The sequence below is a fragment of the candidate division KSB1 bacterium genome, assembly GCA_024655945.1.
GTDB lineage: Bacteria > Zhuqueibacterota > Zhuqueibacteria > JANLFK01 > Oleimicrobiaceae > Oleimicrobium.
This window is the reverse complement of the sequence record JANLFK010000001.1, coordinates 370,903-396,149: the sequence shown is the minus strand read 5'-3', so window position 1 is coordinate 396,149 and position 25,247 is coordinate 370,903. Positions and strand designations below refer to the sequence as shown.

Here is a 25,247-nt window from a genome sequence, read left to right as displayed (position 1 = left end):
TATGACCGCCCGCGACATCATCGGCCGCAAACGGGACGGCCATAAGCTGACCCGCGACGAGATCGACTACTTTGTGCGCGGCTACGTCAAAGGACGCATCCCTGACTACCAGATGGCCGCCTTGCTCATGGCGATCTGCTTGCGCGGCATGGACACCCAAGAGACCGCCTGCCTCACCGAAATCATGCTGCATTCCGGAGAAGTCTTGAACTTTGCCGATGTCCCAGGTCCCAAGGTGGACAAGCACAGCACCGGCGGCGTGGGCGACAAGGTGTCGCTAGTGTTAGCCCCACTGGTGGCAGCCGCCGGCGTTAAGGTGCCCATGATTTCGGGGCGCGGGCTGGGACACACAGGCGGCACGTTAGACAAGCTGGAGGCCATCCCTGGTTTTCGCACTGACCTCGAACCAGAAGCTTTGGCGGAGCAGCTGCAGGAGGTGGGGCTGTTCATCGCGGGGCAGACTGCCCGCCTGGTGCCGGCCGACCGCAGAATGTACGCCCTGCGCGACGCCACAGCCACCGTGGACTCCATCCCTCTGGTTACGGCCAGCATTCTCAGCAAGAAGTTGGCGGAGGGGATAGACGGCCTGGTGCTCGATGTGAAGACGGGCGGGGGCGCTTTTTTTCAGGAACAGGAGCAAGCGGAGGCCCTGGCCCGCAGCCTGGTGTCTACGGCGCAAGAGCACGGCTTGCCGACGGTGGCCCTGCTCACAAGCATGGAACAGCCCTTAGGCCACATGGTCGGCACTTGGCTGGAAACAAAGGAGGCCATCCTCTGCTTGCGAGGACAAGGGGCCGAGGATGTGATGGAGGTGACCTTCGCGCTGGGGGCGGTCATGTTGCTGTTGGCAGGGCGGTGCAGCTCGCGGCACGAGGCAGATGCCACGCTGCGCCAGGTCCTCGCCAGCGGTGCGGCATATGAGCGGTTTGTCCACATGGTGGAGGCCCAAGGGGGCGACCTGGCCGTGGTCGATAATCCCGACTCATACCCCCCGCCGCGCTGCGAGGGGGAAGTGCATAGCCTGCGCGAGGGCTTTGTCAGCGCCATCGATGCGCGGGCTGTGGGGACGGCTGTCTGTCTGCTGGGCGGCGGGCGCCAGGTGGTGGAGGATGCCATCGACTACAGCGCCGGAGTGGTGTCGCACAAGAAAGTGGGCGAAAGGGTTCACGTGGGTGATGTGCTCGCGTCTCTTTATTGCAACAAAGGCCCGATGCTCGACGAGGCCGCGCGCATGGTGCGCGATGCCTTTCGCATCTTTGCTGAGCCGGTTTCGCCGCCCCCTCTCATCCAGGCGCTGATCGACGAGCACGGCACCCATCCGTGGCCGGAGCTGTCGTTGGCCAGAGCGCACGAGGGAGAAGAGCGATGAATCACGGCGCGTGGCTCGTCTGGCTGTTTTCGGCTGCGCTCTTTGTGGTGGCCGAGATATTCACCTCAGGCTTCTTTATCATCCTGTTCGCGGCGGGAGCAGTGGTGGCCGCGGTGCTGGCCTATGTCGGCCTTGGTCCGGCATGGCAGTGGGGCGCCTTCGTGGTGATCTCCGCAGCGCTGGTTCCCCTTTCCCGCAGGCTTGCCCGCCGCATGACGAGGGCGCAGAGCCCAGGCATCGGGGCGGATCGGCTCGTTGGGCAGACGGGCGTCGTCCTGCAAGAGGTGGACAACGTGGCCAACACCGGCATGGTGCGCGTGGCCAGGGAAGAATGGCGCGCCAGCAGCGCCGACGACCAAGTACTCGGCGTCGGCACAAGGGTGGAGGTGCTACGGGTGGAGGGCGCGCATCTGGTGGTCCGGAAACAGCAGGAAGGGAGGTGACATGACTGTACTCTTCGTTCTCGCGGCGCTGGTGGTGTTCGTAGTCATGGCCACCGGCGTGAAGATCGTCCGTCCCTGGGAGAAAGGGCTCATCGAGCGGCTGGGCAGGTACCAGCGCACCGCAGACAGTGGGCTCACCGTGATCATCCCGTTTCTGGAGAAGATGATCAAGGTGGACATGCGCGAGCAGGTGGTGGATGTGCCGCCCCAGGCAGTGATCACCAAAGACAACGTGGTTGTGCAGGTGGACGCCGTTGTCTACTACGAAGTGACCGACCCGGTGAAGGTCACCTACAACGTGTCGAACTTTTACATCGCTGCCACCAAACTCGCCCAGACCAATCTCCGTAACCTGGTCGGCGACTTGGCTCTGGACGAATCGCTCACTTCGCGTGAGGTAATCAACACCAAGCTGCGGCAGATTCTCGATGACGCCACGGACAAGTGGGGGACCCGCGTGACAAGAGTCGAGTTGCAGCGCATCGAGCCGCCTGCCGACGTCACCGAGGCAATGCACCGTCAGATGAAGGCGGAGCGGGAGCGACGCGCCATGATCTTGGAGGCGGAAGGCCAGAAGCGGTCGGCCATCCTCCGGGCAGAGGGCGAAGCAGAGGCCATCAAGAAGGTGGCCGATGCTCACCGTTACCAGAAGGTCACCGTGGCCCAGGGCGAAGCCGAAGCGATCGAGACGGTGTTCGTTGCCATCCACCGGGGCCAGCCCACCAACGACCTCATTGCTATCCGCTACTTGGAAGCATTGCAGAAGATAGCCGACGGCCAGGCGACCAAAATCTTCCTGCCGTATGAGGCCTCCGGGGTGCTCAGCAGTATTGCCGGGGTGGCCGAGATTCTGAAAGAGAGGGTTGCCGGTCAGCCGCCGGAGAAGTAGATGTGTTGCCGGCCGTGCGATTGGAACGACTTCGTGCTGGCTGTCGGAGCAAAGTTGCTGCTGAAGCCATAGTGGGAGGAATCGCGATGCCACTCATTCGCCGTACGTGGACGCCGCGCCAGGCAGACGAATGGAGCAGAGAGGACTGGATTGCCATGCTGTTCTCTGCGCTTTCCTATACGTGCATACTGGTAGGGCTGGCGGTATCCTTTCTCCTGCTGCCATGGGGTTATGTCATCCTGGCGGCCGGCATTGCCTTCACCGCGCTGATGTATTGGGTGATTGACCCCAAGCTGCGCGTGATTTCCACCGAGTACGAGAGGAAGCAGAAAGGACATCTCAAGGAACTTGAGCGCATTCAGCGCTGGGAGGAGCCAGCATGAGCAAAGGGTTGGCAGTGGTGCTCGGCATGACCATCGCCTACGGGGCATCCCTGGTGGGGATGGTCTTTGCGTATTTGTACTACCGCAAATACCGTGGTCGCCAGCAAGGAGAAGCGAACAATGGCTGAGTTGCTCGAACCGACGCGTCTGGGGAGTCCGATTCTTGGCGCTTTGCTGCCTGCGGGGGTCTTCCTCGTCTCGTTCTTGCTGACCTACCTGCTGATCAAGCGCTTCATGAAGGGCATCTAGTCCGCAGAGCGGTCCCTTCCGCTGCATAAGGAGGCACAGCTATGATGAGTCTCTTCGCCCCTTTGGATTGGTTCTGGTTGCTGCTCATTACCCTCCTGATGGTGGTTTGTGGCGTCTTCTTCTACCGACTGGGCAAGCGTTCGCAGTCAGATTTCTTTCTGGCTGGCCGCGGCTTGCCATGGTGGCTGCCTGCCTCTTCGGTCTATGCGACCCACACTGCCACTGACACGCCAATCTGGATTGGCGGTGTGATCTACAAGTACGGCCTGGCAGGGCTCTGGTACACGTTCTTCTGTGCGTGGGCGGCGGTCAGCGCTTTTGTTTCCGCGCGGATCTTTCGCCGTTCGTTGGCCTATAGCCAGGCGGAGTGGCAGAGTCTGCGCTTCGGCGGCCTGGGCAGCGAGATGTTGCGCGGGTGGGTGGCCGGCTGGCAGGTCTTCATGAACATGTTCATCCTTGGCTGGGTGGGCATTGCCATGGGCAAGCTGTGCAACGTCTTCTTCGGCTGGCCACTCTGGGTTGGGCTTGGTACCTTTTCGTCGGTGTGCGTCATCTATGTGCTCGCCGCAGGCTATTGGGGGGTGGTCATGGCAGATTTTCAGCAGGGAGTGATTGCGTTTGTCATGATCACCATGGTGTGCGCCTGGGGTGTTGCGGCAGCCGGCGGGCCGCGCAGTATCGTCAATAGGCTGAGCGGCATGAATAGCAGTTGCACCTGGACAGTACCCGAGGTGCGCCAGCCGGTGGCAGGGGGCTGCGTGCGCATCAAGGACGCGGCAACGGACGAGGTGCTCGCTTCCAGCCAGGGCAATTTTGTGGTTGTGCCCAGAGGGGAAGCGAACCCCCGAGGCAGGACCAATCAACGGGTCAAGGCGGCGCTCTACGAAGAGGCTGCGCCTGGGGTGGTGCTCTATCCTGCAGCGTACGACACCGTGTACGCTGGCCAGGCCATTAACATTGTCTGGACTCCGCAGCGCGCGCGTCGCCTTGTGAGAGTGGAAGCGTCATTGGATGAAGGGCGCACCTGGCAGACGGTGGAGCAGAGCCATTATCAAGGTCAACGGTGGCGGCTGAACCCGCTGAGCTTCACCGGCATGTTCCGGGGCCAATTCCCGGTGGCGTGGTTCATCACCATGTTGGTGGTGGCCCTTCTCGGAGGTTTCGGCATGGGTACCAGCATCGACTGGTACACGGAGGCGCAACGCATCCAGTCGGCCAGAACCGTGCGCGATGCCTCGTACTCCATCTGGGCAGGCACGCTGGCCACAATCGTCCGCAATACCATGTGGGCCGTGGCCGTGCTGGGCTTCTTCGTGCTCTTCCCCCACATCGCCGCGCAGAAAGACTATGAGATGAGCTGGTACATAATCGGCTTCAAGTACTTGCCAGTGGGAATGGTGGGGTTTTTCTTCGCGGGAATTCTGGCTATCCACTTGTCGACTATCTCAACGCACCTGAACCTGGGTGCCCTGTATGCCACGCGCGACTTTTACCACCACTACGTCAACCCGCAAGCGAGCGAGCGGCGTCTGGTGTGGGTGGGACGCGTTGCCACTCTCGTCGTCTTGGGAGGCTCCTTCGTCTTCGGGCTGATTATCGGCGAGGAGATTACCGCATGGCTAATCTTCGCCCTGTGGATCATGGCTGCGGGCGTATGGTTGCCCAACATCCTGCAGGTCATCTGGTGGCGGTTTAACTCCTGGGGGTATTTGACTGCTTGGGTGGCCAATTTGGGCTTGAGCTGGCTGGTGGTCTGGGTACTGCCTCGTTTCGGGGTCATCCCGGAGCTGCCTGACTATTTGCAGTTCTGGTCACTGATCGTCCTCAACGCCCTTATCTACGTGCCGGTCACCTTGCTGACCAAACCCGAAGAGATGGACCACCTGGTGAAGTACTATGTGATGTCGCGGCCAATCGGCTTCTGGGGCCCTGTCAAGCGCGAGGCGATGCGTCGAGGTCTGCTGTGAGGAGTGCCTCACCCTTGGTTGGGAGGTGAATTGCCTATGGAAGGCGCGGTGTTCTTGAGGGGCGAGCGTGTCCATCTCAGGCCGGTCGACCTCGAGGCCGACTTGGAGCTGTTCTATCGAGGGGAAAATGACCCAACGGTGCGGGATGCGCTCTTCTTGGCCTTCCCCATGACGCGCGAGGCGTTGCGCGCGCGCCTCAGCCAGCAGCTGGAGAGCCGCGAGGCGGTTCTGTTCACCGTCTGCAGCAATGAGCCGCCCCAGGCGGTGGGGGTGACGGCGTTTTTTCGCATTGACTATGTGAGCCGCGCAGCTGTCTTCTACTTGGCGCTGCTCGACCCAGGTGCCTGGTCGAAGGGCTATGGGGGCGAGGCGACGCGACTCATGGTGGACTATGCCTTTGCCACCTTGAACCTGCACCGCATTCAGCTGCACGTGTGTGCGGAGAACGCTCCTGCCATCCACATCTATGAGAAGGCTGGTTTCCTGAAAGAGGGCGTAGTGCGCCAGGCCATGTACCGCCGCGGTGGGTACGTAGATTTTTGGGTGATGGGTATTCTGCGCGAGGATTGGGAGAAGTAGCGCGGGCTTGAGCTTGCGGCCACGGGGTGGACAGGTATTTTGCGCAACTGCTTGGCATGAGCGCCACACGCTGAAGTGAGTGTTGCCTCGCCCAGGGCGCACCCTTGTAATTGTAGGAGGACCGGCTGCAGCTCGGGCCGGGCGGGCAAGCTTGCGTTCCATTGCGAAGCTGAGGCGTCGAAACTGACACAGGAACCTCCATGACAGAACAAACCGCCAATGCGCTAGAGATGACCGCGCGTTTTTCTTTTGCCCGGCAGCTCACCCTGCTGGACTGGGGCATCATCGTCGCTTTTCTTGTGCTGTCGGTGCTGATAGGCGTCTGCTTTTCCCGTCGTGGCACGCGCACCATGGCCGACTACTTCGCCTCGGGCCAAGGCGTACCTTGGTGGCTGCTGGGTACCTCGATGGTGGCCACGACTTTCGCCGCCGACACGCCGCTGGCCATTAGCGGGCTCGTGGTGAAACAGGGTATTTGGGGGAACTGGTTCTGGTGGTCGCAGGTGCCCATGTTCGTCATCGGGGTGTTCTTTTTCTCGCGGCTGTGGCGGCGGGCGCGAATCATCACCGACACCGAGCTGGTGACCCTGCGCTACTCTGGTCGGCCGGCGCGCATCCTGCGCGGTTTTCGCGCCCTCTACTTTGCCTTGCCGTACAACTGCCTGATCATGGGGTGGGTGAACTTGTCCATGACCAAGATCATGGGTCTCACCTTCAACATCCCGAAGAACATCGCCGTGCCGGCGTGCATCTTGATCACCATGCTCTACTCGGCAGTCTCCGGCCTGTGGGGAGTATTGGTGACCGACTTTTTCCAATTCCTCTTGGCCATGGGGATGACCATTTTTCTGGCAATCTACGCCGTGGCCCACGTTGGCGGAATGGGCACCCTCCTCAGCGAACTCCCCCGCCTGTACGGGTCGCAGAAAGCTGCCTCGATGCTCAGCATTGTGCCCTCAACTGCGAGTGGCCAGGACTTTTCCATCTTCCTTCTCTACGTCTTGCTCCTCTGGTGGACGGTGGGGAATACCGATGGAGGGGCCTATTTTGCCCAGCGCATGATTTCCGCAAAAAACGAGCGGCACGCCTTTCTGGGCTACCTTTGGTTCAGCATCGCCCACTTTTGCCTGCGTCCTTGGCCGTGGATCGTGGTGGGCATCGTGGCGGCGGTGCGTTTCCCGGGCATCATCAATCCCCATACGAACGCGCCAGATCCGGAGGTGGGCTACATCGCCGTGATGCTCGACCTGCTGCGGCCGGGCCTTTTGGGCCTGATGCTTGCCTCGTTCTTGGCGGCCTTCATGTCCACCATCGCCACGCAGATCAACTGGGGTGCTTCCTACCTGGTCAACGACTTTTACAGACCCTTTGTGCGGCCGCACGCCGGCGAGCGGCACTACGTGGTGATGGGCGTGCTGGCCACTGCGCTAATGGCCATTCTCGGCGGTGGGGTGACCTTTCTCATGAACGATATCTTCAAGGGGTGGCTGTTGTTTTCGGCAATCGTCGCGGGCATCGGCATTGTGTACATTTGCAGGTGGTATTGGTGGCGGGTGAACGCCTGGTCGGAGATGTCGGCCATCGTCGCCATCCTGGTGGTAGTGGCGCTGGTGCTGTTTGTGCCCAGCATGACCACCGTGCGCCTGGTGCTGCAGACGGCAGTCGGGGTGACCATGGCCGTGTTGGCATGGTTCGTTCTGGCCAAGCCAGGCGAAGCCCAGGAGAATTGGGGAGGGGTCGTCGCTGCGCTGCTCTCGGGATTCGCCGCCTTGTGGCTGGTGAGCAAGTTCACGCTGCCAGCCAGGCAGTTCCCGTGGACGCTGCTCTACACTGCGCCTGTTTCGCTTGTCGTCTGGCTGACGACCACCTTGGTGACCAGGCCGGTGGACATGAGCAATCTGGTGGAGTTTTGCCGCCGGGTGCAGCCGGGGGGCCCTGGCTGGAAGAAGGTCACCGCCATGGCCCAGGGAGCGGGGGCGCAGGAGAGCGTCGCCGAGAGCCTGTTCAATCGCCGCAATGTGCTTGGCGCCCTCCTCGGCATTGTGGCAGTGTACGCGGCACTCATTGGCATTGGCAAGCTGGTGCTGGGAGCGACTGTGTTGGGTCTGGCTCTACTGGCGGCGACTGCCCTGTGCTTCTGGGGGGTGGCCAAGCTGTTGGCGCACGAGAGATGGGCAGAGCCGGTTCGGTAGCCGCTCGTTCCATTTGGAGGGAATGCACATGTACTGTCGCCGCGAGTTCTTTGGCGTAATGGCGGCTCCTGCAGCCGCAGCGGCCGTGGTCGCCCTGGACCCTCTCGGTGTGCGACGCGCGTTAGCCGCCCTTGCCGGTTATGCCGGCTCCCCGCAACAGGCAGCGGCAGACGAACTTCTCTGGTTCGAGGTGCAACAAGCCCTTGCGGTGGACCGCACACTGATCAACCTCAACAATGGGGCGGTCTCGCCTTCTCCGGCCACGGTAATGGAGGCGCTGAAAAGACACTGGGACTTTGGCAACCAGGCTCCCTGCTACACGATGTGGCAAGTCTTGGAGCCACAGCGCGAACCTGTACGACGGCAGCTTGCGGCGGCTTTTGGCTGCGACCCGGAGGAGATGGCCCTCACGCGCAACGCCTCGGAAGGGCTGCAGATCTGCCAGTTCGGGTTGGACCTCAAACGGGGGGACGAAGTGTTGACCACCACCCAGGACTACCCGCGCATGCTCACTACCTGGAGGCAGCGCGAGCGGTGCGAAGGGATCGTGTTGCGGCAGATTTCTCTCCCTGTGCCTGCGGAGGATCCGGACCAGATCGTTTCCTTGTTCGCAGAACACCTCACCCCTCGGGTGAAGGCGATTCTCATTTACCACGTCATCAACCTCACCGGCCAGATTCTCCCGGTCAAGAAGATCGTGCACATGGCGCGAGCCAAGGGGGTGCCGGTAATTGTGGATGGTGCGCACGCCTTTGCGCACCTGGACTTTACGCACGCCGATCTGGATTGCGATTACTACGCGACCAGTCTGCACAAGTGGCTCTGTGCGCCCCACGGCACCGGCTTTTTGTACGTGCGCCGCGCCAAGATTCGCAGCCTGTGGCCGTTGATGGCGGCTCCTGCGGATATGGACGACAATATCCGCAAGTTCGAAGAGATCGGCACCCACCCTGCAGCGCCCTACCTGGCGATTGCGGAGGCGTTGACTTTGCACCAGGGCATTGGGCCGAAGCGCAAGGAAGCGCGGCTCATCTACCTGCGCGACCGCTGGGCGAAGCGGCTGGCCGAACACGAGCGTGTGCGGCTGCACACGAGCCCCAAGCCGGGCGTCGCCAGTGGGCTCGGCACATTTCAGGTGGAGGGGATCGATTCTGGTCAACTGGCGCAACACCTGTGGGACAGGCACCGCATCCTCGTGGCGGGCATCAAACATCAGGAGTTCGAAGGGATTCGGGTGAGCCCGAGCATCTACACCACCTTGGAGGAAATCGACCGTTTTTGCGACGCCGTGGAACGAGTGATCAAGCAAGGGCTGCCCAAATCGTGAGGCAGGCAAGGTCGCAGGCAAAGAAAGGAGGATTCCTTATGCAGAAGCGTATGTACTTGGTGTTGGTGGCAGCTTTGCTGGCGATGCTGTGCACTTTCGGGGTTGCTCAGGAGGAAACCCACCCGTTTTCAGTCCACGACATGCTGGCTATGGAGCGCATTTCCGAGCCCCAAGTGTCGCCCGACGGCAAGTGGGTGGCCTTCACCGTGCGCACCACCGACCTGGAAGCCAACCGTGGTCGCACCGACATCTGGATGGTTGGAGTCGATGGCAGCGGCCTGCGTCGCCTCACCACACACCCGGCCTCGGACTACAACCCGCGATGGTCCTCCTGCGGCAAGTACATCTGGTTCATCTCCACGCGCTCTGGTTCGGCGCAGGTTTGGGTGATCCCCGTCTCCGGTGGCGAGGCAACGCAAAGGACGCACCTCCCCTTGGACGTCGCCAATTTGGTGGTATCGCCTTATGGCAAGTATCTGGCGTTCACCATGGAGGTCTTTCCGGACTGCCAGAGCGTCGAGTGCACGAAGAGCAGGCTGGATTCCATCGCGGCGCGAAAGGCCTCTGGCCGCGTCTATGAGCGTCTGCTCGTTCGCCACTGGGACACCTGGAAGGACGGGCGTCGTTCCCACTTGTTCGTCATGTCCATCAAAGATGGCGAGGTGCGCGAGCTGATGCCCGGCATGGACGCGGATACGCCGTCTCGTCCTTTCGGCGGGCCGGAGGAGATCGCCTTCGCTCCGGACAATGGCGGTCTGGTCTTCACCGCCAAGAACGTGGGACGCGAAGAGGCATGGTCGACGAACTTTGACCTGTTCTACGTGCCGATCGATGGCTCTGAACCGCCACGCAACCTGACTGCGGACAACCGCGCCTGGGATACCACGCCGGTCTTTTCGCCCGACGGCAAGACGCTTGCCTACTTGGCTATGTCGCGGCCCGGCTACGAGGCCGATCGCTTTCGCATCATGCTGCGCCCCTGGCCGGAGGGAAGCGCGAAAGCGTTGACCGAGAGCTGGGACCGTTCGCCGAACTCGCTCTGCTGGTCGAAGGACGGTAAGTACCTCTATGCCACTGCCGCCAATCTGGGTCAGAGCTCGCTCTTTGCGGTGGATGTCTCCTCCGGCAAAGTGCGTACCATTGTCGAGCAGGGCACGGTCAGCTCGCCGGGTGTGGCAGATGAGCAGATCGTCTACGGGCTGGACCACCTGCGGTCGCCCGTTGAACTCTACGTGGTCAATACGGACGGCAGCAACCCGCAGCCTATCACGGCGCTCAATGCCAAGAAGGTGGCAGCGACGCGCATGGGCGACTATGAGCAGTTCACTTTCAAGGGGTGGAACGACGAGAAGGTGTACTGCTACGTAGTGAAGCCGGTGGATTTTGACCCCAACAAGCGCTACCCGGTGGCCTTCCTCATTCATGGGGGGCCGCAGGGGTCTTTTGGCAACCACTTCCACTACCGCTGGAACCCGCAGGCCTACGCCGGCGCGGGCTATGCGGCAGTGATGGTCGACTTCCATGGATCCACCGGCTACGGGCAGGTCTTCTGCGACGCCATTCGCGGCGACTGGGGTGGCAAGCCGCTGGTTGACCTGCAAAAAGGCTTGGCCGCAGCCCTCAAACGCTACCCCTGGATGGATGGCGACCGTGTGGCGGCGCTTGGCGCCTCCTTCGGCGGCTATATGATCAACTGGATTGCCGGCAACTGGCCGGACCGGTTCCGGTGCCTGGTTTGCCACGACGGCAATCTGGACGAGCGCATGGCCTACTTCGATACCGAAGAGCTCTGGTTCCCGGAGTGGGACCATGTGGGCACACCCTGGGACAACCCGAAAGGCTACGAGGTGCACAACCCGGTGAATTTTGTTAAGAATTGGAAGACGCCGATGCTGGTCATCCACGGTGCCCTGGACTTTCGCGTGACGGAGACCCAGGGGCTGGGCACCTTCAATGCCCTGCAACGCCGTGGCATCCCCAGCAAGCTGCTCTACTTTCCCGATGAGAACCACTGGGTGCTCAAGCCCCACAACTCCATCCTCTGGCATGAAACGGTCATAGAGTGGTTGGACCAGTGGTGCAAGGAGTAGGGTTGCTTCTCGGGACCTGTGGGAGAAATCCTCAGGGGGCCAGGCGGCTTGGCTGCCCACGGCCTCCGGAAGGAGGTGCTGCATGAGACTCTGGTCGATTTTCCTGGTGGCTGGGATCGTTTCCGTTGTCCCCTTGGCTTTCGGAGGGGGAAAGACGGCAAAGCAGGAGGCAGCTCGCATGGGTGAAGGGCAGGCGGTCATTTCGTTGCCGGCGCCGCGCTTTGACAGCGATTGTTCTGTGGAAAAGGCGCTCCGCCAGCGGCGCTCCGTGCGGAGCTACCGGCCGGAGCCGCTCACCATCAATGAGCTCGGTCAATTGCTCTGGGCTGCGTACGGAATCACCAAAGAAATGCCCCTACCGGCATTCCTGCGTGGGGGGCTACGCACCGCTCCTTCGGCAGGTGCCTTGTATCCGCTCGAGATCTATGTCGTCGTGGGAGAGGTGGCGCGCCTGGCCCCGGGCATCTACCGCTATGAGTCCGAGGGACATGCCCTGAGAAAGGTCTCCTCTGGTGATTCTCGCAACGAGCTGGCACACGCCGCCTGGGAGCAGTCGTTCATCGCCAAGGCGCCGGCGGTGCTGGTCTACTCGGCAGTCTTTGCGCGCACCACCGGCAAGTACGGCGAGCGCGGCCGGGCCCGCTATGTGTGCATGGACCTCGGCCACTCGGCGCAGAACGTCTATCTGCAGGCGGAGGCACTGGGCTTAGGCACCTGTGCAGTGGGCGCATTCGACGACGAAGCCGTAAGGAAAGTCATGGGCCTGAAATCGGACGAGGAGCCGCTGTACATCATGCCGGTGGGGAAGAAGTAGGCGTTCCCTTCTACCTGGCCGGGGCACGGGGCCCCTTTTCTTGCGCACGTGAGAGTTAGGTGCCAATCGCGGCAGGCGGCGCCTTGCCAAGCGAGCGCCCGGTCCCCTCGGGTCGCAGTGGTGCCCGCGGACGGCTAAGCAGGGGGGAGGGCGCGCGGCGCCCGAGCGTCCCTGGCGTGTGGGTGCAGACGCTGTGGCGGCTGTGGTTGCGGTGTTGGTCAGAGGGGTAGGGCGGGTGCCCGCTTGGGCGGGAGTCCCCCAAGCCATGCGCCGACATAGCCCCTTGTGCCAAGACTGAATTCCTGCGCGACAGAAACAGAGCGTTCATTACGCGGTAGAAAGAGCAGCGGCGCCGCGTGCGGGCGTCTTTTGTGGAGTTGGCCGCCTGCTTTTTCAGGTGGAGCGAAGGGGCTCCGCAGTTTGGTCAATTGCACGTGGAGTGGCATGGATCGTCGTGGGGTCCGGCAGTCTTCAGTAACGGAGTGAGGTGCATGCAGGCAGTGATTTTGGCCGCAGGCGAGGCACGACGCCTCAGGCCTTTGACGGACAACAAACCCAAATGCCTCCTCGAGGTGGCCGATGGGACTACTGTACTCGACGCCACCGTCAGGAACTTGCTCTGGGCAGGCGCGGACGAGTTAGTGCTGGTGACAGGCTTCTGTGCCCAACAGATCCGCGCCCACATGGCAAAGCACTACCCAGGCCTGCAGGTGCGCTGGGTGCACAACGAAAGGTTTGCCACCACCAACAACGCCTATTCGCTGTGGCTGGCCCGCGAGGCTGTGCGCGGGCCATTTCTCCTTCTGGACGCAGATATTCTCTTTGACCGACGCATTCTCGCCATGCTACTGGGCCTCAGGCACCATGACGCCCTGGCCGTTCGCACCGCCGGCCACTGGTCAGAAGAGGATATGAAGGTGGTTCTCGACCCCCAAGGGCTCGTCCAGACCATCAGCAAGAAGGTGAGAGTGGAGAGCGCATCAGGAGAGTCTATTGGCATCGAGAAGTTCAGTGCACAGTTTGCCCGCGCTCTGTTTGCCGAACTTGGACGGCGGATGGATGGGGGAAGAGGCGCGCAGGAGTTCTACGAGGCCTCTTTCCAGGCAGTCATCGAGGCGAGCATGCGCCTCTATGGGCTGGACATCTCGCCACTGGCGTGCGTGGAGATCGACACGCTCGAAGATTATCGCCACGCCCGGGAGGTCGCCGCAGGCCTGTGCAGCGTGGAGTGAGGCATGGGTCTCCCCCGTTACCTGCGCAGGTTATTCCTTTCGCTGGCGTTGAGCATAGCCGCGATTGTCCTCATCTTCGTGTTCACCGGCAGCCGTAAGACGATTGTGGCACTGACACAGATCAGGCCGTCGTACATCGGCTTGCTGCTCATGCTCGGCCTGGCCGGGATTGCCTTGGATGGCGCGAGGATTATGTTCCTGGTCCGAGCGGCGGATGGGAAAATTGGCTTCTGGCAGGGTTGCAAGTTGGGGGTTCTTGGCGTCTTTGGCAACGTGGTCACACCGTTCAGCACCGGGGGCCATGTGGCCATCGTCTACCTCCTCCGGCAGCAGCGCCTTCCTTCAGGCAGGGGAGCATCCGTGGTACTCACCAGGCTCCTCGCAACTGGCTTCTTTGTTCTCTCGGGCGCCCTCCTCTCGCTCCTGTCATTCGGGCACCTCGTCACAGAGGAGCCAGCAATCCGTCGCGTCATGCTGGCCACAGCCATAGTCTTCCTGGGGCTGTCGGCGCTGGCGGTGGCCGCGCTTCTCAATCCACGCGTCTCGGCGGGGCTTGGTGGGGTCTCTGGCAAGGTGTTGAGCAGGATCGGCGTGCTGCGGCGGCAAAGGCGTTTCCAGCAGAGGGTCAACCGGCATGTGCTTCATGCTCGCAACAGTTTCCGGCGGTTCTTCAGTGCGCACGCCGTGCTATTGGGCTGGGTCCTTCTTTGCAGTGCTTTTGTTTACGTCACCCAAGTGCTCCTCCTTTGGGCCGTGCTGCGCGCGCTCTCTCTGCCAACGAGCCTTCTGCAAGGGTTAGCGCTCAGTGCTTTGCTCATCTTCCTGCTGTCGTTCCTCCCCACGCCGGGCGGCTCGGGGCTCGGGGAGGCCCTCTTCGTGCTTGTCTACTCGGCGGCGGTTCCTACGCACCTTTTGGGTGTGGCGGTCGTGCTCTGGCGCCTCTTCTACCAATACCTCCCTGCCGCCATGGGGGCAGGGGTGGCCGCCAGCCATTCGGACGCATTGTTGTCCCGAGAGGGCAATGTTCGATCAGGCTGAAGGGTGTGTCTGGTCCGGCTCCATGGCCAGGCGGAGCTGGCGCGCCAAAGTGAGGCGTTGCAGCAGGGCGATCAGCACCGTCCACAGGTTGAACGGCCCGCAGATGACCCAGAAGACGAGATCCAGGCGGTTGCACAGACCGGCCAGCAGGAACACGGTGAGGTGGCCTGTGGAGCCGATGAGCGTCCAACAGCGCACGAGCAGTTGTTGGTGCCGGCGATAGTCGGCCCGGAATCGCTCCTTGACCGCACTCGTCACGCCGCTTTCTGCCTGATACCACTCCAGGTAGCCACCGTAGCCCTTCGGCTGCGCCAAATTGGTGAGCGCGCGCTCGAACTGGTACAAGCCGATGTAGAGGGTGAGGAGAACTCGGTGGATTCTTGCCGTCCAGCCACAGCCCAACGCAGCCCGCTGCGCGCGCAACTTGGCGATTGGCTCGAGTTTCTCGTGGTAGGAAGGAATGGCGTAGAAGATGAGCTCGTTCTTGAAATAGTCAAAGAAAGTGATGTGGACTATCACACTCAGCCCGGCCAGGGCGGCGTACGTCCACCACCACGTCACGGCGCCGGATTGTCGCACCATCGCGGTCGTTACCCCCGCGAAGATCGCCACGTAAACGACCATGTCGGCCAGCCCGTCCAAGGTCTTGCCCAGCCGGGAGCTCGTAGCGCGCAGGCGCGCCACCTGCCCGTCCGTGCAATCCAGTACGTTGGCAACCATCAGGAAGAGGGCGCCCAAGAGAGCGCTGCTGCGGGTCCCTTGGGCAAAATGGTGCCCGGAGGCCACACCCGCGAGCATGGCCACCAGCGTCACCATGTTGGGGCTAATCGGGAGAGGACGCAGAAGGAGCGCAAGCACGAAAGCCAGCGGGCGGTTCACGAACAGGTCAAGCGGCTCTTCGGTCTCCACTGGCTTGAGGGAGCGGAAGAAAAGCTCACGAATCCTCATCGCACTCGCTCGGCGGACCTCCTGCGGGTGGCGAAACCTCTAAGACGGAAGCCTTTGGCCTGGAGAGCATTCCTGGCCGAGCACTTTGCGCACCGCAGCAGTTACCAGGGTGACGGGTACCCCACGGATCACGTAGCGGTTGAGCAGGGAAACGGGCACACGCGGTGCCTTGCTCACCGCAACGATGGCCCGGCGTAGCACCATGGCGTTGATGGTGCGCAGCACATGGCGACGCAACGCCATCCGCCTGGCCACCGCGTCCAGGGCGCCCACCAGGAGAGCCGTATGCTCCTGTTTGCCAATCGAAATGCGCACCATGTTGCGAAACGCAGGTGCATCGGTGATGAACTTGATCTTGAGGTGCCTCTTGGCCAGCTCCTCGGTGAGGAGCTCTCTGGCATGAGGTGGGTACTCAGCCAGGAAGAAGTTTGCTTCGGAGTCGAAGGCGACGAATCCAGGAAGCGAGTTGATCTTCTCGATCAGTTTCGTGCGGTCGCGACGCGTTTTTTTGGCCACTGAGCGGTAGTACTTGTCGGAGTCGAGGGCGGCGATCGCTAACTGCTCGAGCACCTGGCTGAAGCCAAGCAAGCGCTCCGTGAGGCCCAATTTCTCGGGAAGCCCTTTGCTGACCAAGGCAAAGCCGATGCGCGCCCCGGCCAGCGCGTAGTACTTGGAGAAGGTGCCGAGCACTATCAGGTTGCCGTAGATCTGCAGCCACCTGCTGATGGGCGGCTGCTCGCCAGAGGCAAACCCTGCGTACGCCTGATCGTAGAGCAGAACCTGCTCGGGATGGGAACTCAGCAGCACGGACTCGAAGTGGCCGGGGGCGAACGTTGACCCGGTTGGGTTGTTGGGTGAACAGACCACGGTCAGACGGGGGCGCAGGGTCACGAACTGCTCCAACAGCGACTCGTAGTCGTAGAGGAATTGCCGCCCATGTCGGTACATGAGGTAGGTGTGCTTCTCCAACTTCCGGACGTCGCAAAGCTGGTCGTAATAGTACCAGCCGTGGCTGGGCAACAGCACGGTCTGGCTAGGCCCGAGCGCCAGCTCGAAGATTTGCTTCAAGATGTCCTCGGCGCCGTAGCCCAGCAGTACCTGCTCGACGGCGACGTCGAATCGCTCTGCCAGCAGGTGCCGCAGGCCGCGATTATCGTCCCTGGTATAGTCCGAAAGGCAGCTCTTGTGCAGACTGCGCAGCACCTTCATGCACTTGGGTGAGGGGCCGTACTTGTTCTCGTTCTTGTCAAGCAGGATGTCTCGGGTTTGCGGCGACTCACGCTTTTTGCCCACGATGCTCTCCCTGTTGGATGCTCGTCCTCAGGCTCTGTTCTCGCTGCACTCCTGCAACTGCCCAAAAACGCTGGCAAATTTACATCTATGTTACGAAATTGTCAAGGGAAATATTCCGCGGCCTGATCAGGTGCCACATTGTCGCAGCGGCGTCGCCCGCCTCAGCATCTCTTCGCGGGGGTGGACAGGCCACTAAGAGAATCGCAGCCAGCTGCACGTCGCCAGGGCCAGCGCTGTTCGGAAAAAGGGCTTGGGCCTTCGCACTTCGTTCCCGTAAGCTCCCGAGAGCCGCACCTCTGGCGGGCAGAGACTGGGCTCCGGCGGGCGGGCCCTCCGCCGCTACGCTCCCATGCTGCACCAGCCCTCGCCTATGGGTTGAGAGCGAAAACGGCCCGGCATAAGCAAGCCGGGCCTGGTCAAGCTCACCAAGCCTGCTTATCGGGCACGGCTCACTGCTTTCTCCAGCGCCGCATGAATCATCATGAACTCCGCGATGTTCTCCGGTGCGAGGAGCCCGCGCAGCGTGCCAGCTTTGAGCACAGGCATAATGTGGCACTTGCACCCCTGCAGTTTGGCCATGGCGTTCTGCAGCATGTCCGAACTCTCCACCACCTCGAATTCCTTGCTCATTGCTTGCGCCACTGGATAGTCTTGTCCGTGCTCGGCAAGGGCGCTCATCAGGTCGGTGCGCGAGAGAATCCCGACCACCGAGCCGTCAACCACCACCGGGAAGTCCTGCTGGTAGCCGGCCAGAATGAGGTCTACGGCGCGTTGCAGGGTGTCGTCCGGGTGCAGGGTGCGGAAGTCGGTGAGCATGGCGCTGCTCACAGGCACATCGTTGAACAGGGTGCGCAGACTGGTGACGCTGGATTCCTGTGCAGCCCCTATCCAGACGAACAAGGCAATGAAAATCAGGAACGGGTTGAAGAAGGCTCCCAAAAAGCCGAACAGCAGCGCCATCCCCTGCCCCAAGGAGGCGGCCACATGGGTGGCACGGGCATAGTCCATGCGCATGGCCAGGAGCGCGCGAACCACCCGTCCTCCGTCCATGGGGAACGCCGGCAACAGATTGAAGCCGGCCAGGAAGAGGTTGACCAGCAGCAGCCGTTGCACAAAGGGGCCGGTGGTCACCGTCAGCTTGCTCATGGGGACCAAGGCCGTGGTGGCGTTGAGGATGATGAACAGCACGGCGGCGATTGCTATGTTCACCGACGGCCCGGCCGCGGCCAGCCACAGCTCCTGCCGCGGGTCATCGGGCATGCGCTCGATGCGCGCCACGCCCCCGATGGGCAGCAGGGTGATATCACGCGTGCGAATGCCATACTTCTGCGCCACCAGCGCATGACCGAACTCGTGCAGCACCACGCAGAGGAAAATGGCCACCACAAACCCCACGCCGGCGGCGGCAACACTCAAACTGTGACCCTGGCGCAAGTAGCTGAACGCCACCCATGCTAAGATGAGAAGAAACGTGGTGTGAATCCGCACGGGAATGCCACGAAAAGAGCCGATGTTCAACGACCATTTCATCTTCGTCACCTCCTGGTAAAGTCCAATGCATTAGATGAAGCCCCCGGTTTCCTGTTTCGCTCCCCGGTTTCTGGCGCTGCCGGTACTTTTTCCTTGATTTTGAGCGGCATCTTCATATATTTGAGGCAGCGAGTCGGCCTGCGAGCACCGGGGTCCAGCAACACGCCGTGAGCCCTTTGTCTGATGAGAGCGTGCCGGAGCATGCATGCGTGGGGGAGCAGTCTTCGCCATTGCCGAAAGAACCGAGAAGCAGCCGGCCAGCCGCGCGAACCCGCGCAGCAAGGGCGCGTGGCCCACTGACATAATACGCGCAGCTCGCTTTAGTGCAATCCAGCCAGAAGCACACGTCTGACGGAGGTCTGGCATGAAGCTACGTCCCTTGCTCGTCCTTACCCTTGTATTCCTCTGGGTGTCCTTTGTCCTTGCCCGGAACGCCGAGCATAGCTGTTTTTCCATTGTCGTCGGCAAGAACGCCTCTGCTGACGGCTCCGTGCTGGTGGCCCACAACGAAGACGATGGTGGCCGTCAGCTGGTCAACATCTACAAGGTCCCCCGCCTGCAGCATGCGCCCGAAGAAACGGTGACTCTTTCCCCTGGTGCAAAGCTGGCGCAGGCCCGGCAGACGTGGGGCTACCTCTGGCTGGAGATGCGCGGGATGGACTTTGCCGACTGCTTCTTGAACGAATGGGGTGTGGTGGTCGCCTCTGATGCCTGCCTTTCGCGGGAAGAGCAGGGCGAGGTGCTGGGCGGCGGTATCGGCTACTGGCTCCGCCATGTGGTGGCGCAACGGGCGCGCACTGCACGGGAGGCAGTCAAGTTGGCAGGGGCCCTGGTTGAGCAGTTCGGTTATGCCTCCAGCGGCCGTACCTACGTCATCGCCGACCCTCAGGAGGGATGGCTGCTGGCTGTGGTGCGCGGCAAGCATTGGGTAGCCCAGCGGGTGCCCGACGACATGGTGGCCGTCATCCCCAACTATTACACCATTGGCCAGGTGGACCTCGCCGACACCCTCAACTTCCTTGGCTGTTCCGACCTGATCGACTATGCGCGCGAGCGGGGCTGGTACCAGCCGGAGCGCGACGGCGCCTTCCATTTTGCCAGAGCCTACTCCAAGCCGAGCCAGCTCCAGCATCCAAGCAACGTCCACCGCATGTGGCGAGGCGTCAATCTGCTCGCCGACCGTCCGTATTCGCTCGATGCGCAGTTTCCTTTCGCCTGTCGACCGAAGAAAAAGGTCACCATCCAGGAGCTGATGCTCGTCCTACGTGACCACTTTGAGGGCACCGAACTGGACAAGAGTCAGGGCTACAAGAAAGGCAGCCCTCATCGGCTGGGCGACCATACCATCTGTGCACCATCCACGCAGTTTGGCTTTGTGGCCCACTTGCGCTCCTGGCTGCCCATCCCGCTGGGGGCAGTGCTCTACCTGGCGCCTCGTCGCCCGGATGTGCAAGCGTTCGTGCCGTGGTACGCAGGCGTGCAGAGCATCCCCCCAGGTTATGCGACAGACGACTATGCGACGGCGCTTCGTGAGCATCTTGCCAAGCCGCACTGGCAGGGGTTGACGGCAGAGAACACCGCGTTTGTTGCCTTCTCGACGCTTGCCGACAAAGTGGACATCGACTTTGCACCACGTCTGCGGCAGGTCCGCCAGGTCTGGGACTCGGTGGACAAGGACATCTTCAGGGTGCAGCAAACCTTTGAGGCCAATTGCCTGGCGGTCCATAAGGAGTCGCCTGCCAAGGCTGAGCAGATGCTCACCGACACCACGGCCGCTTTGGCGCTGAAAGTCTGGAAGTTGGCCAGGCAACTCCTTGACCAGATGAAGTGAGGTCGCGCGACAGGGTGGAAGAGGGCAATGCTGCTCACACGCGCGACAGATACTTGCCGGTGCGCGTGTCGATACGGATGACGTCGCCCGCCTTCACAAAGGGCGGCGCCTGGATGCGCGCTCCCGTCTCCAGCGTCACGGTGTTCGTCAGGTTACCCGCCGTGTCGCCGCGCGCAACCGGGTCGGCCTGCGTCACCTCCAAGTCGACCGTGATGGGCAACTCGGCAGAGATGGGCCGATTTTCGTGGTAGAGGATGGTCGCTGTGTTGCCTTCTTTCAGGAAGGCGAGCTGATCGCCCAAGAAATCGGCGTCGATGGTGACTTGGTCGTAGGTCTCTGGGTCCATGAACACGAAGTGATCGCCGTCCCGATAGAGGAACTGCATGTCCTTACGGTCGAGCCGCACTTCCTCCAACTTGTCGGTGAAGCGGAAAGTGTTCTCAATCACCCTGCCGGTCTTGACATGTTTCAGGCGCGTGCGCACAAAGGCGCGCAAGTTGCCGGGAGTCACATGTTGGTACTCGGTTATGATGTAAATGTCCCCCGCGAACCGGATTGCCATGCCGCGGCGAAAATCGGAGATGGACGACATAAGCCCTTTGCACCTCCAGGTTAGTGGTGAGCTGTTTCTTTCACTTACTTGCCCAGCCAAATGTATACAATCTTCAGGGAAAAGGCAAGAGGTTCGTGAGCGTTTTTCCTGCGAAAAACGCTGTCGTGCGGGTGGCAGAGAGACGACGCCCGCTGCCGGCATGCCTCCCCCATGGGAATGCCTGTGAACGCTGAAACTGAGGAGGAGCGATGTTGACTATTCGTCAGCTGTCCAAACGGGACCTTCCGGTGCTTCTCGAATTCTGGAACCGGGCGGTGCGCGCCGATCGCCTGAACAAGGGCCTCCTCGAGGAGAAGGTGTGGGAGGATCCCGATTTTGAGCCGGAACTTGCCCTGCTCGCCGAACAGGGAGGCCAGATAGTAGGCTTTATGATGGGCGTCACGCGGCGCAGCATGGGTGACACCGCCAGGGGCTGGATCAAACTCTTCGCTGTTGCCCGCCAATGGCGCCGGCGCGGCATAGCCTCACAATTGTTGGAGTCGGTGGAAGAAGGTTTGCGGGGCTGCGGAGTGAGCAGGCTGCAGGTGATGGACTGTCCCGTAAACTACCTGCAGCCGGGCATCGACCCATTGGCCTACACCGAGGCCATTTGCTTCTTGGAGCGTCGCGGCTTCAAGAAGGTGGGTGATACCTCGCACCTGAAGGCCGACTTGCAGAAACAGAACTTCGACACCGTCGCAGAGGAGCGCGAGCTCGCCAAGCAGGGCATCGAAATCAGGCGGGCGCGACCAGAAGACTGGCCGCAAGTGGAGGAGTTGCTGCGCAGCGAGTGGGCCGCGTGGGTGCCGGAGGTGCACAAGACGCTCTCGCGACGGCCGATCCGTCTGCACGTGGCGCTCCTTAACGGCCGCATCGAAGCTTTTTCCGCCTATGACGCGAACAACGTGGGCACAGGGTGGTTTGGCCCCATGGGCACCAGGGCAGTCTTCCGCGGCAAAGGCGTAGGAGGCATTCTGCTCAAGCGGTGCCTGCGCGATATGCAGAAACAAGGGCACAAGTTCTCCACCATCCCTTGGGTGGGACCGATTCCGTTCTACATGCACTACTGCAACGCCCACGTGTACCGTGTGTTCTGGCGGTACGCAAAGGAGCTGAAGTAGCGCTCCATCCGGAGGCAAACGAGGAGGTTTTCCGTGCGTAGAGGAACAAGAGGTTGGAAGGTGTCCGTGTTGGCAGCAGCAGGGGCCTTGATGGGCTCTTCTCTGGTGTGCTCTGCTCCGGCCCGCGTCAAGCCAGGTGTGGAGGTGTTGGTTGCCAAGCGCCAGGACCTGCTTCGCGGCAAACGCGTCGGGCTGATTACCAATCCCACGGGGGTCACTTCCACTCTGAAATCGACCATCGACGTGCTTAATGCGCTGCCCGGCGTGAAGCTGGTTGCCCTGTTTGGCCCGGAGCATGGCGTGCGCGGCGACGTCTTCGCCGGAGAGCAGGTGAGCGACTTTGTCGATGCTCGCACTGGGTTGCCAGTGTACAGTCTCTACGGCCGCCGCAGCAAACCTACTGCCGAGATGCTCAAGGACGTGGACGTGTTGGTCTATGACATCCAGGACATAGGCTCGCGCACGTACACCTACATCTACACCATGGCCTCGTCCATGGAGGCGGCTGCTGCCCAAAAAATCCCTTTTGTGGTGCTCGACCGCCCGAACCCCGTGGGTGGGCTGCTGGTCGAAGGCCCGGTTCTGGAGCATGGGTTCGAATCGGGCATCGGCCGCTACCCGATCCCGTACACCTACGGCATGACGGTGGGCGAGCTGGCCATGCTTTTCAATCGTGAGTTTGGCATCAACTGCGAGCTGACGGTGGTGCCTATGGAGGGATGGCGACGGGATATGCTCTTTGCGGATACCGGGTTGCCCTGGGTGCCGACCTCTCCTCACATCCCCCACGCCGAGACCGCCCTTTTCTACCCGGCCACTGGCTGCCTTGGCGAGCTGGGGATCTGCGAGGGAGTGGGCTACACGCTCCCCTTTGAGCTTGTTGCCGACGAGTTTACCGATGGCCAGGCCCTGGCAGACCATCTCAATGCCCAGGCTTTGCCTGGCGTGGTCTTCCGCCCGCAGTATTTCCGTCCCTACTACTTTCGGTTCAAGGACAAGCAGCTTCATGGCGTACAGATTCACATAACCGACCCCCGAGCATTCCGGCCGATGGAGACGCAAATGCACATTTTGGCGGCCCTGCGCAAGCTCTACCCGCAGGTCGACCTCTTCGATCGGAGCCGCTACCGCCCGGATAGCTTTGACCGTGCCATGGGCACCGACAAGGTTCGCAAGGCCCTCCTAGAGGGGCACAGCGCCCAGGAGATCATGCGCCAATGGCAGCCGGCGCTGGACGACTTTATGAAAGTTCGCCAGAAGTCCCTGCTCTACCGATAGCCGCGATGCGAAAGGTATTGCCTGCTTGCGTCCCTGGCCCGTAGAGCCGCCCAAGGCGCGCATAAGAAAAGTGGTTTTCACCTTGACTTTTAGAGATTTTTTTGGTATAATAGACGGCCATCATAGGCGCGACGGATCGGGTGCCGCAAGGGGAAGCTGACACCCAGGGCGCCCCAAGGGGGGCCGGCTTGCCGCGAGGATGCTGCAGCCGAGCGCGGTCCAGAGGCGTGCGAAAATGGGAGAAGCCACGACCGGGTGAGAGTGTAGGCAGGCTTCAGCGCGCCTGCTTTTTCTATTTGGCCCACGAGCTGGGGGAAGAGGGTTCTTGGCTTGGTAGGTGTCACAACAGAAAGGCAGAACGATGGCAACTGCGAAGAAGCTGAACACCGATGAGTTGTTGGCGAAGGCATACCGTCCGGCCAAAGAGGCAATGCGACTTCACCCCTTCTACCGGGGCAAGATCGAGATCGTCCCCAAGTGCTGCATCCGCAGCTTTGATGATTTCGCCATCTGGTACACGCCCGGCGTGGCTGAACCGTGCAAGGCCATTCAATCGGACCCGGAGAAGGTTCTCGAATACACGAACAAAGCCAACCTGGTGGCCGTCATCACCGATGGCACGCGCGTGCTTGGTCTCGGCGACATCGGCCCAGAGGCGGGCATGCCGGTCATGGAAGGGAAGGCCATCCTTTTCAAGTACCTCGGCGGGGTCGATGCCTTCCCCTTGTGCCTGGACACTAAGGATGCCGAGGAGTTCATCCGCACGGTGAAGATTTTGCAGCCCACCTTTGGCGGCATCAACCTCGAGGACATTGCCAAGCCGAAGTGTTTCTATATCCTGGACCGTCTGCGCCAGGAGTGCCACATCCCAGTCTGGCATGATGACCAGCAGGGGACTGCGGCCGTTACCGTGGCCGGCTTCATCAATGCCGTCAAGCTGGTGGGCAAGAAGATCAATCAGCTCAAGATCGTGCTCTATGGCGCCGGCGCATCGAATGTGGCGGTGGCTCGCCTGCTCATGCACGTGGGCGTCAATCCCGGCCGGATGATCGTCTACGACAGCAAAGGCCCTCTGAACAAGTCCCGCACCGAGTTCATCCACGAGGAGCCGCAGAAGTGGCATCTGTGCGAGCAGACCAATGCCGAAGGGGTGGACGTACCCTTCGAGGAGGGGATAGAAGCGGCCGACGTGCTCATCGCCCTGTCGCGCTCCGGGCCAGGGGTGATCAAGAAAGAGTCGATCGCGAAGATGAGCCGGGACGCCATCGTGTTCGTGTGCGCCAATCCCATCCCCGAGATCTGGCCGTGGGAGGCAAAGGAGGCCGGCGCGCGCATCGTGGCCACCGGGCGCTCGGATTTTCCCAACCAGATCAACAATTCCTTGGGCTTCCCAGGCATCTTCCGCGGCACGCTTGACGTTGCCGCCAGCACCATCACCGACGAGATGTGCATTGCCGCTTCCTACGAGTTGGCCAAGTGCGCGGAGGACAAAGGGCTGCACGAGGAGTACATCATCCCCACCATGGACGAGTGGGAGGTCTACCCGCGCGAGGCCGTGGCCGTGGGACAGAAGGCCATCGAGCAGGGTGTGGCGCGCATCAAACTGAGCCGAGAACAGGCCTTTGAGAAGGCTTCTGCCACCATACGACGCGCGCGGGAAGAGGTGCAGATGCTCATGAAGCAGGGTTTCATACCCGAGGCCCCTGCGCTCAATGGCGAGGTAATCCAGTCCAAGAAGTAGTTCCCCGCCTGCGCCCAGCGGCCACCTACGGAGAAAGAAGCGCCGTGCGCTTCACCGTCAAGGTGCGAGGCGCGGCGCTTCCTGCTTGTGGACAGCTTGTTGCAGGCGCGGTTACGATACGGGTCGTGTGCCGGGAGAGGGCCGCGTGGCGCTGGCAGATCAACTGCGCCACATTCCTTCACCAGAGCAAGGCCGGCGGCAGGCCACCTGGCTCCACCCAAGCCCAGCCATGGCGAGGCCATCAAGACTGGGGAGCGTCTTTGCAATCCGTCAGCCCATGGCGCTAAGATATGAGCTCGGGTGTCACAGGCACCGGCAGCTCGCAGCGCGTGGGGTCTCTG

Annotated in this window: 22 protein-coding genes; 18 read left to right on the top strand and 4 right to left on the bottom strand. The window is 61.6% G+C overall.

The genetic code is table 11. The features are described from left to right. The first annotated feature begins 1 nt into the window (after position 1). The 14 genes from NUW13_01665 (at position 2) to NUW13_01600 (ending at position 14,572) form a co-directional block, all read left to right on the top strand. Positions 2-1,369: a thymidine phosphorylase gene (locus NUW13_01665; protein ID MCR4437736.1), complete on the top strand. Its 1,368-nt coding sequence runs from the start codon at positions 2-4 to the stop codon at positions 1,367-1,369. Then, positions 1,366-1,812, top strand: coding sequence for an NfeD family protein (locus NUW13_01660; protein MCR4437735.1), 447 nt, complete (start codon positions 1,366-1,368; stop codon positions 1,810-1,812). The genes NUW13_01665 and NUW13_01660 overlap by 4 nt, the downstream gene beginning before the upstream one ends. A gap of 1 nt (position 1,813) precedes the next feature. Next, a complete protein-coding gene (locus tag NUW13_01655) occupies positions 1,814-2,701 on the top strand; it encodes an SPFH/Band 7/PHB domain protein (protein MCR4437734.1) in 888 nt (295 codons plus the stop codon). Between the two features lie 86 nt (positions 2,702-2,787). Further along, positions 2,788-3,084: a hypothetical protein gene (locus NUW13_01650; protein MCR4437733.1), complete on the top strand. Its 297-nt coding sequence runs from the start codon at positions 2,788-2,790 to the stop codon at positions 3,082-3,084. Then, the gene (locus tag NUW13_01645) at positions 3,081-3,212 is read left to right on the top strand and encodes a hypothetical protein (protein MCR4437732.1); all 132 of its coding nucleotides are present in this window, start codon (positions 3,081-3,083) and stop codon (positions 3,210-3,212) included. The genes NUW13_01650 and NUW13_01645 overlap by 4 nt, the downstream gene beginning before the upstream one ends. Next, the gene (locus NUW13_01640) at positions 3,205-3,333 is read left to right on the top strand and encodes a hypothetical protein (GenBank protein MCR4437731.1); all 129 of its coding nucleotides are present in this window, start codon (positions 3,205-3,207) and stop codon (positions 3,331-3,333) included. Before NUW13_01645 ends, NUW13_01640 begins: the two co-directional genes overlap by 8 nt. Positions 3,334-3,374: 41 nt before the next feature. Further along, positions 3,375-5,300 carry a sodium:solute symporter gene (locus NUW13_01635; GenBank protein ID MCR4437730.1) on the top strand — a complete coding sequence of 642 codons (1,926 nt, stop codon included), beginning with the start codon at positions 3,375-3,377 and terminating at the stop codon, positions 5,298-5,300. 36 nt (positions 5,301-5,336) lie between these two features. Then, the gene (locus tag NUW13_01630) at positions 5,337-5,879 is read left to right on the top strand and encodes a GNAT family N-acetyltransferase (GenBank protein ID MCR4437729.1); all 543 of its coding nucleotides are present in this window, start codon (positions 5,337-5,339) and stop codon (positions 5,877-5,879) included. 200 nt (positions 5,880-6,079) lie between these two features. Continuing rightward, positions 6,080-8,071, top strand: a complete 1,992-nt coding sequence (locus NUW13_01625; protein ID MCR4437728.1) for a Na+:solute symporter — start codon at positions 6,080-6,082, stop codon at positions 8,069-8,071. A gap of 22 nt (positions 8,072-8,093) precedes the next feature. Continuing rightward, positions 8,094-9,398 carry an aminotransferase class V-fold PLP-dependent enzyme gene (locus tag NUW13_01620; protein ID MCR4437727.1) on the top strand — a complete coding sequence of 435 codons (1,305 nt, stop codon included), beginning with the start codon at positions 8,094-8,096 and terminating at the stop codon, positions 9,396-9,398. An 83-nt stretch (positions 9,399-9,481) separates the two neighbouring features. Continuing rightward, a complete protein-coding gene (locus NUW13_01615) occupies positions 9,482-11,488 on the top strand; it encodes a S9 family peptidase (protein ID MCR4437726.1) in 2,007 nt (668 codons plus the stop codon). An 82-nt stretch (positions 11,489-11,570) separates the two neighbouring features. Then, positions 11,571-12,302 carry a SagB/ThcOx family dehydrogenase gene (locus tag NUW13_01610; GenBank protein MCR4437725.1) on the top strand — a complete coding sequence of 244 codons (732 nt, stop codon included), beginning with the start codon at positions 11,571-11,573 and terminating at the stop codon, positions 12,300-12,302. Between the two features lie 491 nt (positions 12,303-12,793). Beyond that, on the top strand, positions 12,794-13,534 hold the full coding sequence (locus NUW13_01605; protein MCR4437724.1) for a phosphocholine cytidylyltransferase family protein: 741 nt from the start codon (positions 12,794-12,796) through the stop codon (positions 13,532-13,534). 3 nt (positions 13,535-13,537) lie between these two features. Further along, positions 13,538-14,572 (top strand): flippase-like domain-containing protein, encoded by a 1,035-nt coding sequence (locus NUW13_01600; protein MCR4437723.1) that lies wholly within the window; start codon positions 13,538-13,540, stop codon positions 14,570-14,572. Here NUW13_01600 and NUW13_01595 read toward each other — a convergent pair. The 3 genes from NUW13_01595 to NUW13_01585 form a co-directional block, all read right to left on the bottom strand. Then, positions 14,564-15,520, bottom strand: a complete 957-nt coding sequence (locus tag NUW13_01595; GenBank protein MCR4437722.1) for a CDP-alcohol phosphatidyltransferase family protein — start codon at positions 15,518-15,520, stop codon at positions 14,564-14,566. The two genes, NUW13_01600 and NUW13_01595, sit on opposite strands and share 9 nt — an antisense overlap. A 39-nt stretch (positions 15,521-15,559) precedes the next feature. Next, the gene (locus NUW13_01590) at positions 15,560-16,813 is read right to left on the bottom strand and encodes a histidinol-phosphate aminotransferase family protein (GenBank protein ID MCR4437721.1); all 1,254 of its coding nucleotides are present in this window, start codon (positions 16,811-16,813) and stop codon (positions 15,560-15,562) included. Between the two features lie 435 nt (positions 16,814-17,248). Continuing rightward, entirely contained in the window at positions 17,249-18,343 is a 1,095-nt protein-coding gene (locus tag NUW13_01585) for a site-2 protease family protein (protein ID MCR4437720.1), read from the bottom strand. Positions 18,344-18,707: 364 nt separating this feature from the next. Between NUW13_01585 and NUW13_01580 the strand changes: the two genes are divergently transcribed. Further along, positions 18,708-20,174 (top strand): C69 family dipeptidase, encoded by a 1,467-nt coding sequence (locus NUW13_01580; GenBank protein MCR4437719.1) that lies wholly within the window; start codon positions 18,708-18,710, stop codon positions 20,172-20,174. Between the two features lie 34 nt (positions 20,175-20,208). Here NUW13_01580 and efp read toward each other — a convergent pair whose 3' ends face one another. Then, the gene (gene efp, locus NUW13_01575; protein MCR4437718.1) at positions 20,209-20,766 is read right to left on the bottom strand and encodes an elongation factor P; all 558 of its coding nucleotides are present in this window, start codon (positions 20,764-20,766) and stop codon (positions 20,209-20,211) included. A 209-nt stretch (positions 20,767-20,975) separates the two neighbouring features. Between efp and NUW13_01570 the strand changes: the two genes are divergently transcribed. The 3 genes from NUW13_01570 to NUW13_01560 all read left to right on the top strand — a co-directional run bounded on the left by NUW13_01570 (position 20,976) and on the right by NUW13_01560 (position 24,906). After that, on the top strand, positions 20,976-21,887 hold the full coding sequence (locus tag NUW13_01570; GenBank protein ID MCR4437717.1) for a GNAT family N-acetyltransferase: 912 nt from the start codon (positions 20,976-20,978) through the stop codon (positions 21,885-21,887). Between the two features lie 33 nt (positions 21,888-21,920). After that, positions 21,921-23,165 carry a DUF1343 domain-containing protein gene (locus NUW13_01565; protein ID MCR4437716.1) on the top strand — a complete coding sequence of 415 codons (1,245 nt, stop codon included), beginning with the start codon at positions 21,921-21,923 and terminating at the stop codon, positions 23,163-23,165. Between the two features lie 361 nt (positions 23,166-23,526). Next, positions 23,527-24,906 (top strand): NADP-dependent malic enzyme, encoded by a 1,380-nt coding sequence (locus NUW13_01560; protein MCR4437715.1) that lies wholly within the window; start codon positions 23,527-23,529, stop codon positions 24,904-24,906. Positions 24,907-25,247: the final 341 nt, after the last annotated feature.